This is a genomic window from Massilia sp. UYP34, from assembly GCF_056279385.1.
In genome coordinates, this window is record NZ_JBWBRF010000061.1 from 1 (window position 1) to 1,058 (window position 1,058).

Annotated in this window: 2 tRNA genes and 1 rRNA gene; all 3 read right to left on the minus strand. The window is 50.9% G+C overall.

What is annotated here, in order from left to right:
* Positions 1-277 precede the first annotated feature (277 nt).
* Positions 278-353 (minus strand) — tRNA-Ala (locus ACZ9AQ_RS24185).
* A 45-nt stretch (positions 354-398) separates the two neighbouring features.
* Positions 399-475, minus strand: a tRNA-Ile gene (locus tag ACZ9AQ_RS24190).
* Positions 476-557: 82 nt separating this feature from the next.
* A 16S ribosomal RNA gene (locus ACZ9AQ_RS24195) occupies positions 558-1,058 on the minus strand; the annotation flags it as partial.

Here is a 1,058-nt window from a genome sequence, read left to right on the forward strand (position 1 = left end):
TCCTTCATCGCCTGTAATCGCCAAGGCATCCACCATGTGCACTTATTCACTTGTCCCTATAACGTTGGCCTCTGCATGAGTTACAGAGATCGTCATAGATCAAGAGTACAACTATGTTTGCTTGATACAAATTACTACTACCCTAAGTGTGCTTACTCATCATTTCTGACTCGCTTGCACGCTTAAAAAACTTTACTTCTTCCAGATTGTTAAAGAACGAAAAAACAGTGATCTCGAAAAGACCAAACCTAAAACTCAGGTCTTACGTTTGGACTTTTGGTGGAGGATGACGGGATCGAACCGACGACCCCCTGCTTGCAAAGCAGGTGCTCTCCCAGCTGAGCTAATCCCCCATTAGGATAACGCTACTTGGATCCCCACCTTCGTGGGGACAAGCTTGGTAGGGCTGGTTGGACTCGAACCAACGACCCCCGCGTTATCAACACGGTGCTCTAACCAGCTGAGCTACAGCCCCGATAAAACTGTTCTTTACTTGTTCAACAGTCGATAAGCGTGGACGCTTGATGATGGAGCGTTAGCCCCTGGTGCTACTCTAGAAAGGAGGTGATCCAGCCGCACCTTCCGATACGGCTACCTTGTTACGACTTCACCCCAGTCACGAATCCTACCGTGGTAAGCGCCCTCCTTGCGGTTAAGCTACCTACTTCTGGTAAAACCCGCTCCCATGGTGTGACGGGCGGTGTGTACAAGACCCGGGAACGTATTCACCGCGACATGCTGATCCGCGATTACTAGCGATTCCAACTTCACGCAGTCGAGTTGCAGACTGCGATCCGGACTACGATACACTTTCTGGGATTAGCTCCCCCTCGCGGGTTGGCGGCCCTCTGTATGTACCATTGTATGACGTGTGAAGCCCTACCCATAAGGGCCATGAGGACTTGACGTCATCCCCACCTTCCTCCGGTTTGTCACCGGCAGTCTCATTAGAGTGCTCAACTGAATGTAGCAACTAATGACAAGGGTTGCGCTCGTTGCGGGACTTAACCCAACATCTCACGACACGAGCTGACGACAGCCATGCAGCACCTGTGTTA